Source organism: Aeromonas sp. HMWF017, assembly GCF_003061465.1.
In the GTDB taxonomy this organism is placed as follows: domain Bacteria; phylum Pseudomonadota; class Gammaproteobacteria; order Enterobacterales; family Aeromonadaceae; genus Aeromonas; species Aeromonas veronii.
The window spans coordinates 35,276-44,807 of the sequence record NZ_QAJD01000069.1; the positions used below are offsets into that span (position 1 = coordinate 35,276).

A 9,532-nucleotide genomic window follows, 5' to 3' on the forward strand; every position below is an offset into this window, starting at 1 on the left:
CACGACTCTGGCGGTTACAACCTTAAGGTCTCTGGCAGCATGTATGGCATGCATCTGGACATGGGGGGGAGTGCAGTGGCGCTCGGCACCCTCTACGCTATCAGCCGAGCTCAGCTACCCTACGAGGTACACTGCTGGCTGGCCATTGCCGAGAACCATATCGGCCCTCACGCCTATCGCCCCGGTGAGGTGGTGACTGCCATCAATGGCACCTCCATCGAGGTGGTCGATACCGATGCCGAAGGGCGAATGGTACTGGCCGACACCCTGGCGATGGCGGTGCAGGATACCCCGGATCTGCTGCTCGATTACGCGACCCTGACCGGGGCCTGCAAACGGGCGCTGGGTAGCCGCTACAGCGGCGTCTTTACCAATCGCAGCGAATGGATGGCATCACTGGTCAATCTGGGTCAGCGCAGCGGTGAGCGGATTTGGCCCTTCCCGCTTGATGACGATTACGACGACAATATCGAGAGCGAGTGGGCCGATCTGTTGCAGTGTGCGCCGGGCAGTTCGCCGGATCACATTGATGCGGCCCGTTTCCTCGCCCACTTCGTGCCCGAGCAGACCCCCTGGCTGCACTTCGACCTGAGCGGTTTTCGCAACAAGGGGGGCAATGGGGTGGTCTCCAGCGAAGTGACCGGCTTTGGCGTGCGTCTCACGCTGGATCTGCTGGCCAGCCCGCTTGGCAGAGTTGGTCGCCAAGCCTCTGAACAATCTGAATGATTACAAGGATTTCTGTGAAACAACCAAGCTATGACTGGGTGCTGTTCGATTTGGATGAAACCCTGCTCGATTTTCCGGTCGCCTCTGCGCTGACGTACACCTTGCAGATCTATGGCGTACAAGCTGATGACGCCAGCATGGCGCAGTACCACGCCCTCAACCACGGGCTCTGGCAGCAGTACAACGACGGCGAGATCGATGCAACGGCGTTGCAGCAGACCCGCTTCTCCCTCTTTGCCCAGCAGGTTGCCGCCGATCCCATGGCGATGAACAACACCTTTCTGGAGCAGATCATTGCCCTTAGCATGCCTCTTGAAGGGGTGGTCGAGACCCTGCAGCAGCTGCGCAGCAAGGTGCGGATGGGGATCATTACCAATGGTTTCAGCATGCCTCAGCGGGGGCGGCTCGGAAAATTGGGCTGGAGCGAGTGGTTCGAGCCGCTGGTGATCTCCGACGAAATTCGGGTGACCAAGCCGGCGCCAGCCATTTTCCAGCACACCCTCTCCCTGATGGGGCAGCCAGATCCGGCCCGGGTGCTGATGGTGGGGGATAATCCGAAAACCGATATTGCCGGGGCGGCGGCGCAGGGGCTGGCAACCTGCTGGTACAACCCGGCGCGGCAAGCGGGCGAGTGCGATGCCACCCACGAAATCCACCACTTCGCCCACCTTGCCGACATTGTGCTGGGACGCTGACAGGCAGAAGTAATCCATCACGTTATCGGTGACCAAAACGTCCTGGCAAGTTGCAACCAGGGCTGTTTGAGACAGGATGGGGTTTGCTTGAGACAGTAAGGGGAGCTGATGCTCCCCTTACTTATGAGTATTTTCCTGTGAATGCAGGGATCTGAACTGGTAGCGATCGAGGATCTGCTGATAGTCGGGGCTCTGTTTCAATTGATCGATAGCCTGATTGATCCGCTGCAGTTGCGCCTCTGTGGTGCTCTCTTTGCTCAGCATCAGGTGAACCGGTGTCAGTTCGATATGCAGCAGAATATACAGCTTGTCCTGCATGCCATCCTTACCCTGCCACTCTTGCAATCCGTGGGGATCGAGAATAAACCCCTGGATCCGTCCCCCTTGCAACATCTTCAGCAACTGATCCAGCCGCAGGCGCATCTGTAAGCGAGGCTGCAGCTCGGGCCTTGCCATCAACTGGCGGAAGGTATTGCCGTAATCAAAGCCCTTGAGCACTCCGATATGGAAGTCAGGGGTGTTGATCAACTGCTCGAGGGTGGTGATCCCGCGCCAGCGCTCGGCATCCTGCCGACGGATGACGATGGCCGTCTCCTCTTCCCGATAGGGGTGGCTGAAGCGGGCATATTGCTGGCGCTCGGCGGTGATATTGGCTGACATGGCCAGTTGAACCGTGCCGAATTTCAGCTCGTGCAACACGCGAGCCCAGGGCATTTCACTGAATGTGGCCTGATAACCGGCACGCAGGAAGATGGCGTTGAGCAGCTCCACATCCAGTCCGCGGAGCTGTTGCTGTTCATTGCGATAACTGAAGGGCTGCCAGTCGACCCAGCCCACGACCAATGACTCTTGTGCCGTAGCTTGGCAACACAAACACCATAACAACAAGAGTCTGTACACAACGCATACCCTCGAACAGGCTGATATGGTTGAGTATTGGACAGGAACGACGGAGTAACCAGTGCTGAGGGTTGAGTGGATGCACAGCTGTGCATCCCTCACAGTTCGTGGGCGTGGAATCCCTTGCGATAGCGGGTTTCACAGCGCGGGCAGCGTTGCAGGGTCGGATCCTGTTCCAGCTGTTCGATGGAAAGCGGTTCTTCACAATCGGAGCAGAGGCCATAGAGGCCAAGATCCATCTGGCAGAGTGCCGCATCGATCCGCTTGAGGCGGGCCACGCTCTGCTCAACCTTCGGCAGATCCAGCCGGCTGGTCAGTTCCACCAGTTGATCCTGCTCGCAGTGACCGACCTGCTCGGCCCACTCGTCACGACGGCAGGCTTTAAGCTGACCGATCAGCGTTTCTCGTACTTGGGCCCAGTCTGACAGCAGGCGATTACGCCAGACAGTCAACTGTGCTTGCGTCATTTCACACACATTATCCCCCACAGGACAGACGACAGATTCGGGGCAGTATAGGGATCCGATAACTCTATCAAGATGATATGCGTCAAGTTAAACGTGGTTAGCCGTGGCTTTTGGCTGCTTGCAGCAGGGCATCACGGATGGGATCCGTCTCTTTGAGCACCCGGATCTCCTGAAACAGCAGATCCGCTTCGGGATATTCCCGCTTGAGATAGCTGAACCACTGTTTGATGCGGCTGGGGTAGTAGTCGGCTTTTTCGCTGGCCAGATCCTGCTCGGTATAGCTCACTATCAGCTGCAACACCTCGGCCCAGCTCATGTGCGGGCAGCCGGTTTTCATCACGTTGGCCAGATTGGGCAGGGAGATGGCGCCGCGCCCGACCATCAGGGCATCGCAACCCGAGACCCTGGCGCAGGTGAGGGCATCTTTATGATCCCAAATCTCGCCGTTGGCGGTGACGGGAATGGGTAGGGCGCGGCGAATGGCGTCCACATATTCCCAGTGGGCGGGGGCCTTGTACCCTTCACGCTTGGTGCGGGCATGAACGGCCAGCTCGTTGGCGCCCCCCTGGAAGACCGCCTGGGCGTTCTCCAGATAGAGATCCTTGTCATCGTAACCGAGACGAATTTTTGCGCTCACCGGCAGATGGGCGGGCACCGCCTCGCGCACCGCCTTGACGATGCGGTAGATGGTCTCGGGCTCCTTGAGCAGCACCGCACCGCCCTTGCTCTTGTTGACCGTAGGGGCGGGACAGCCGAAGTTGAGATCGACGCCGGGGGAGCCGAGCTCAATGGCGCGCACGGCGTTCTCGGCCAGCCACTCGGGGTGTTGCCCCAGCAGTTGCACCCGCACCGGGGTGCCTGCGCGGGTTTTGCCATCTTGCAGCAGTTCAGGACAGAGGCGGTAGAACACCTTGGCGGGCAGCAGCTGATCGACGACTCGGATAAACTCGCTCACGCAGAGATCGTAATCATTGACGGAGGTGAGAACCTCCCGCATCAGGTGATCCAGTACCCCCTGCATGGGGGCCAAAATAACGCGCATAACGGCTTTCCGACGAGAGTGGCAAGAAAAAAGAGGGCAGATTGTAGTGGGGTTGCGGCCCGCTGTCAGCATCCGCTCAAACTCTGTTAGGCTAGAGGGAGATAAATCACGCAAGGAGAAGGAATGAAGCGTTGGTGTCTGATGGCGCTCGGGTGGCTGGCATTTGCCACCGGTATTGTGGGCATTGTGTTGCCGCTCTTGCCGACCACCCCCTTCATGTTGCTGGCCGCCGCCCTGTTTGCCCGCTCGTCGCCCCGTTTTCATCGCTGGTTGCTGACCCATCCCTGGTTTGGCCCGCCCATCGTGGATTGGCAGCAATATCGCGGCATTCGTCGTCAGGCCAGACGGCGTGCCATTATCTTCATTTTGCTCGCCTTTTCGGTGTCGCTGGCGGTGGTGCCACTGCTGTGGGTCAAGGGGTTGCTGGTTATCATAATGGTGATCCTGCTCACCTGGTTAATGCGCCTGCCGGTGCTGGAGCCAGTTGCAATGGTGAAGTGAAGTCCCTAAGCTATTGCAGCAATAATGCTATGGAGTCGGCCTGTCATTTTTGCGTGACAGGCTTTTTTATTTCCCGCAGAAGGGAATTGAGAAAAATGGCCACCCCTGGGTCAAAAAAATAAGCGGTCAACACATGAATCCGGAAACCCTGAAATTTATCGAAGCAAGCATCAAGACCATTCCCGACTATCCGAAGCCGGGCATTCTGTTTCGTGACATCACCAGCCTGATTGAGAACGCCGAGGCCTTCAAGGCCACCATCGATCTGCTGGCCAATCATTATCGTGATCAAGGGATCACCAAGATTGTTGGCACCGAAGCTCGCGGCTTCATCTTTGGCGCGCCGGTTGCCTATGCCATGGGGCTGGGTTTCGTGCCGGTCCGCAAGCCGGGCAAGCTGCCGCGCGAAGTGATCGAGGAGTCCTATGCCCTCGAGTACGGCACCGACACCCTGCAACTGCACACCGATGCCATCGTACCCGGTGACAAGGTGCTGGTCGTGGACGATCTGCTGGCGACCGGTGGTACCGTCGATGCGACCGTCAAGCTGATCCGCCGTGCCGGTGGTGAAGTTGCCGATGCGGCCTTCATCATCTCCCTGCCGTCTCTGGGTGGCGATGCCCGCCTGACTGCCGCTGGCATCAAGGTGGTCTCACTGGTCGAGCTGGCCGGCGAGTAATGCCTCTTCGGCCCGATCCTCTGCATCGGGCCTGCGTTGAACCGGTGCCCTTGCGGGCATCGGTTTGAAAATCAAGCGATCCCTCCCGCTCTCACCGATAGCCGATACAGCCAGCCCGCCATTTGTGTTAGCATCCGGCCTCAATGCCCTGTCTTCCCTGCATGATGGATTTATGAGCTATCAGGTTCTGGCGCGTAAATGGCGCCCCCATACGTTTGAACAAGTGGTAGGCCAGCAACATGTGCTGACCGCCTTGACCAACGCCCTGGATCAGGGACGGCTGCATCACGCCTATCTGCTGAGTGGTACCCGCGGGGTCGGCAAGACCACCATCGCCCGTATTCTGGCCAAGAGCCTCAACTGCGAGCAGGGGATCAGCAGTCATCCGTGTGGCGTCTGTGATACCTGCCGCGAGATCGATCAGGGCAACTTTGTTGACCTGCTGGAGATTGACGCGGCGTCCCGCACCAAGGTGGAAGATACCCGCGAGCTGCTCGACAACGTGCAGTACCGTCCGGCCCGCGGCCGCTTCAAGGTCTACCTCATCGATGAAGTGCACATGTTGTCGCGTCACAGCTTCAACGCGCTGCTGAAAACCCTGGAAGAGCCGCCCCCCTATGTGAAGTTTCTGCTGGCCACCACGGATCCGCAGAAGCTGCCCATTACCATTCTCTCGCGCTGCCTGCAGTTTCATCTGAAGAGTCTGGATCAGACCCAGATCGCCAAGCAGCTCGAATGGGTGCTGGATCAGGAAGGTCAACCCTTCGAACCACGCGCCCTGCTGGCCCTGGCCAAAGCCGCCGACGGCAGTATGCGCGATGCCCTGAGCCTGACCGATCAGGCGCTAGCCCACGGCAATGGCAGTGTGCGCCTCGAGAGCGTGCTGGCGATGTTGGGCACGCTCGATCACCGCCATCTTCACCAGCTGCTGGAAGCCATTTTGCGGCAAGATGCCCCCGCGACCATGGCCAAGATCACCGAGATCGCCACCCTTGGCCCCGATTTTGATCAGCTCCACGCCGAGCTGGAAGGCTTGCTCCATCGCATCGCCATGGCGCAGCTGCTGCCTGCCAGTGTGCAGGAGCAGGGGGCGGATGCTGATTCCCTGCTGCAACTGGCCAAGGCGATGAGCCCGGAAGAGGTGCAGCTCTGCTACCAGATTGTGCTGGGTGGCCGTAAAGATCTGCCCTGGGCCCCCGATGGCCGCACTGCGCTGGAGATGACCTGCCTGCGGATGCTCGCATTCTCCCCAAGGCGCGATGCCCTGCATCCGGCCAGCCTCACTGCGCTGCCCCCGTCAATGACGAGCAGTGCGGCGAGCAGCGCCACTCCGGTAGCCTCCTTGCCGGGAAAGCGCCCGGCCGCTGAATCGGCCACAGTGGCTCCGATCAGCGGCGCCGTGCCTGCACAGCTAGCCAGCCCTGTTGCTACCAGTGCTGTGCCCGCGGTTGATGCCTCCCTGCCTGCGATGGTGGATGACACTGCTAACGCTGCCAACAGCGAGGAGGAGGCGCAAGCCGCTGAGCTGTTCAGTCAGCAGGATGAGTTGCTGCGCGAAGCGGCGGGCATGGGGTATCAACCCGAGCCCGCTTTGCCAAATGCGCAGCCCGATGTGCTTGCGCACTCAGCCGCACAGCCCGCTGATGCTGGCGAGCATGCCGCAGCCGATACGGACTATTCCCGTGGCGAGTCGCTGACCGCCGCCTTCGAGCCTGCAGCCGAGCCCGAAGTGACAGCAACGCCTGTTGCCGCGCCTGAACCGGTATCAGCGGTATCGAGCATGCAGAGCCTGCTTGGCAAGCGAAATATGCTGCGCAGCCGCCAGCGCGGTCAGGATGCCCCGGCGGCGCCCGCGCCGCGCGCAGTGCCGGTTGCGCCAGCTCGCCCTGTCGTTCCTGCCGTTGCACCGGTTGTCTCGCAACAGCCAGTCTCTGTTAGCCAACCGGCCGGGCAGGGGATGGCGGCGATGGGTCACTATGATGATCTGCCGCCAGTGGATCTCTATGGCGACGGTTACGAGTCGCAGGGTGATAATGGCGATTACGAAGAGTACCTCAATCAGGGATTTGCCGAGCAGACTCAGGTGATGAGCCACGCTCCCGTCACGGCACCGGCCCAGCCAACCGATCTGCCACCCTGGGATCTCGACGGGCAGCCGAGCTATCGACCCGGTGAGCGCAGCGCTGGGGCGCCAGCGGTGACGCCCGCCCCAGCGACCCAGCCGCCCGTTGTTACCACGGCGGTGGCTGCTGCACCCGTGACGCAGAGCGAGCCCCCTCAGCCGGTGATGGAGACCATCGACTGGGATGAGCTCGAGAGCGACAGTGAGCCGCAAGAGGGAGAGGCGACTCGCCTTATCCCCTCCTCGCTGCTCAATGGTTGCGGCGATGCTTGGGCCGAGTTGATCGCTCACACTCAGGTGGGAGGGCGGCTGCGCCAACTGGCCATCAACTCGGTGATGACGCGGGAAGGGGACAAGGTGTTGCTGACCCTCAAGCCCGAGCAGCGCCATCTGGTGAGCGACAAGGCGCGCGCCGATCTGGCCGAGATCATTGGGCCAGCGCTGGGTCAACCGGTGCAGGTCGAGGTGACGCTTGGTGTGGTGCCTGACCAGGAGACCCCCCTTGAGATCGAACATCGCCTTTATCTCGGGGTGCGCGAGCAGGTGACCCGGGATCTGGAGCAGGATCCCAACGTACAGTTTTTAGTTCAGCGGTTTGGTGCCGTGCTTCATCACGAGAGCATCGAGCCCCTCAACCGCTAAATTCCGTGGCCGGGAGCTTGCTTCCGGTTGAAAAGCAGTTTGGCTGTCCCCATCTAGGACAGACAAGCCCACAGCCCGGCGCTGGATGCCGGATTTCAAGACGAGAGACGACATATGTTTGGTAAAGGTGGAATGGGGAACCTGATGAAACAGGCCCAACAGATGCAAGAGCGTATGCAGAAGGCGCAGGAGCAGCTGGCTCAGATGGAAGTGACCGGTGAAGCCGGTGCTGGCATGGTCAAGGTCACCATGACCGGTAGCCACAGCGTCCGTCGCATCGAGATCGACCCCTCCCTGATGGAAGATGACAAGGAGCTGCTGGAAGATCTGGTTGCCGCCGCTTGCAACGATGCCGTGCGTCGTGTGGAAGAGCAGAACAAGGCCAAGATGGGCGAGCTGACCGGTGGCATGCAACTGCCGCCAGGCTTCAAGATGCCCTTCTAAGGCGACTCTCCCCGCGCATTCTTGCTCCCTTGTCGCTGGCCATTCGGGTCACGGCAAGGGGGACGGCCGAGAGACCCAAAGACGCAGCGTTATTGCTCAGGCGATACGCTGCGTTTTTTATGGGCGCCATGCTGGCGTGGACGGGCTCTACTTATCCCTTCTGGGGAGAGGTTGCTACAGCGCAGGCCGATTGCGCCATGAAACGCAGCACCTCGCTAAGGCAGCACTTTTTGTCGATACCCGCTATCGGATATCCCGGTTTGGCGTGGCCGGGCGGGAGCGGCATAATGGCCGCTTGCCGTATCGAGGAGATTGTATGAAATATATCGGAGCCCACGTCAGTGCGGCCGGCGGGGTGGAGAATACCATCGCCCGCGCCCAGGCTATCGGGGCCAACGCGTTTGCCCTCTTTACCAAGAATCAACGTCAGTGGCAGGCGGCTCCTTTGTCGGATGCCACCATCCGTGCCTTCAAGGTGGCCTGTGACAAAGCCGGTTTTCTGCCGGAGCAGATCCTGCCCCATGACAGCTATCTCATCAATCTGGGCCACCCGGATCCCGATGGTCTGGCAAAATCCCGCGATGCGTTTCTCGATGAGATGAAACGCTGCGAGCAGCTGGGGCTTTGCTATCTGAACTTCCATCCCGGCAGTCATCTCAAGCAAATTCCCGAGGCGGCCAGCCTCAAGTTGGTGAGCGAGTCGATCAACTGGGCGCTGGAGCGCAGTGAAGGGGTGACGGCGGTGATCGAAAATACCGCCGGGCAGGGGACCAACCTCGGCTGGTCGTTCGAGCACCTCGCTACCATCATCGAGGGGGTGGAGGACAAGAGCCGGGTCGGGATCTGCTTCGATACCTGCCACGCCTTTGCCGCAGGTTATGATCTGCGCACCGCCGAGAGCTGCGCCACTGTCTTTGCCGAGTTCGACCGCACGGTGGGTTTTGACTATCTCAAGGGGATGCATATCAACGGCGCCAAGTGCACCTTCGGCAGTCGGGTCGATCGCCACCACAGCCTGCGCGAGGGGAATCTGGGGGAGGCGGTATTCCACCACATCATGAACGATGACCGTTTTGATCGCATTCCACTGATCCTCGAGACCATAGACGAGTCCATCTGGGGCGAGGAGATCAGCTGGTTGCGCAGTCTGGCGCAGTGATACCGAGCAAGCGAATCAAAGAGAGGGAGCCGTGGCTCCCTCTCTGCTTTTTCCGTTATTGGCGGGCGGGCCTGTCAGCGGCGCTCCGAGCGCGCGTTACTCTGCGCGGCTCACCTCGGCATCCTTCACCTGAGCCCGGCAGAAGTGGATAAAGT

General features: G+C 60.2%; 10 protein-coding genes. 7 read left to right on the forward strand and 3 right to left on the reverse strand.

The features are described 5' to 3' along the window. Together DBR30_RS21790 and yjjG are read left to right on the forward strand one after the other, a co-directional pair. Positions 1 to 726, forward strand: a 726-nt coding sequence (locus DBR30_RS21790) for a M17 family metallopeptidase (protein WP_258224321.1), incomplete at its 5' end; no start/stop codon positions are given. Positions 727 to 740: 14 nt separating this feature from the next. After that, entirely contained in the window at positions 741 to 1,421 is a 681-nt protein-coding gene (gene yjjG, locus DBR30_RS07230) for a pyrimidine 5'-nucleotidase (RefSeq protein WP_108542359.1), read from the forward strand. Positions 1,422 to 1,538: 117 nt separating this feature from the next. Here the strand turns inward: yjjG and DBR30_RS07235 are convergent, their stop codons facing one another. The 3 genes from DBR30_RS07235 to dusC all read right to left on the reverse strand — a co-directional run bounded on the left by DBR30_RS07235 (position 1,539) and on the right by dusC (position 3,830). Next, positions 1,539 to 2,258, reverse strand: a complete 720-nt coding sequence (locus DBR30_RS07235) for a substrate-binding periplasmic protein (RefSeq protein WP_108542358.1) — start codon at positions 2,256 to 2,258, stop codon at positions 1,539 to 1,541. Positions 2,259 to 2,419: 161 nt separating this feature from the next. Then, positions 2,420 to 2,788: a TraR/DksA family transcriptional regulator gene (locus DBR30_RS07240; RefSeq protein WP_005333451.1), complete on the reverse strand. Its 369-nt coding sequence runs from the start codon at positions 2,786 to 2,788 to the stop codon at positions 2,420 to 2,422. Between the two features lie 97 nt (positions 2,789 to 2,885). Continuing rightward, the gene (dusC, locus tag DBR30_RS07245) at positions 2,886 to 3,830 is read right to left on the reverse strand and encodes a tRNA dihydrouridine(16) synthase DusC (RefSeq protein ID WP_108542357.1); all 945 of its coding nucleotides are present in this window, start codon (positions 3,828 to 3,830) and stop codon (positions 2,886 to 2,888) included. A 123-nt stretch (positions 3,831 to 3,953) separates the two neighbouring features. Here dusC and DBR30_RS07250 point away from each other — a divergent pair, with 123 nt between their 5' ends. The 5 genes from DBR30_RS07250 (at position 3,954) to nfo (ending at position 9,377) form a co-directional block, all read left to right on the forward strand. Then, positions 3,954 to 4,331, forward strand: coding sequence for a YbaN family protein (locus tag DBR30_RS07250; protein WP_108542356.1), 378 nt, complete (start codon positions 3,954 to 3,956; stop codon positions 4,329 to 4,331). Between the two features lie 133 nt (positions 4,332 to 4,464). Continuing rightward, positions 4,465 to 5,010: an adenine phosphoribosyltransferase gene (apt, locus tag DBR30_RS07255; RefSeq protein ID WP_005352403.1), complete on the forward strand. Its 546-nt coding sequence runs from the start codon at positions 4,465 to 4,467 to the stop codon at positions 5,008 to 5,010. 172 nt (positions 5,011 to 5,182) lie between these two features. Next, positions 5,183 to 7,774 (forward strand): DNA polymerase III subunit gamma/tau, encoded by a 2,592-nt coding sequence (gene dnaX, locus DBR30_RS07260; protein WP_108542355.1) that lies wholly within the window; start codon positions 5,183 to 5,185, stop codon positions 7,772 to 7,774. Between the two features lie 114 nt (positions 7,775 to 7,888). Beyond that, positions 7,889 to 8,218: a YbaB/EbfC family nucleoid-associated protein gene (locus tag DBR30_RS07265; protein ID WP_005333445.1), complete on the forward strand. Its 330-nt coding sequence runs from the start codon at positions 7,889 to 7,891 to the stop codon at positions 8,216 to 8,218. Positions 8,219 to 8,534: 316 nt separating this feature from the next. Further along, a complete protein-coding gene (gene nfo / locus DBR30_RS07275) occupies positions 8,535 to 9,377 on the forward strand; it encodes a deoxyribonuclease IV (RefSeq protein WP_108542353.1) in 843 nt (280 codons plus the stop codon). Positions 9,378 to 9,532: the final 155 nt, after the last annotated feature.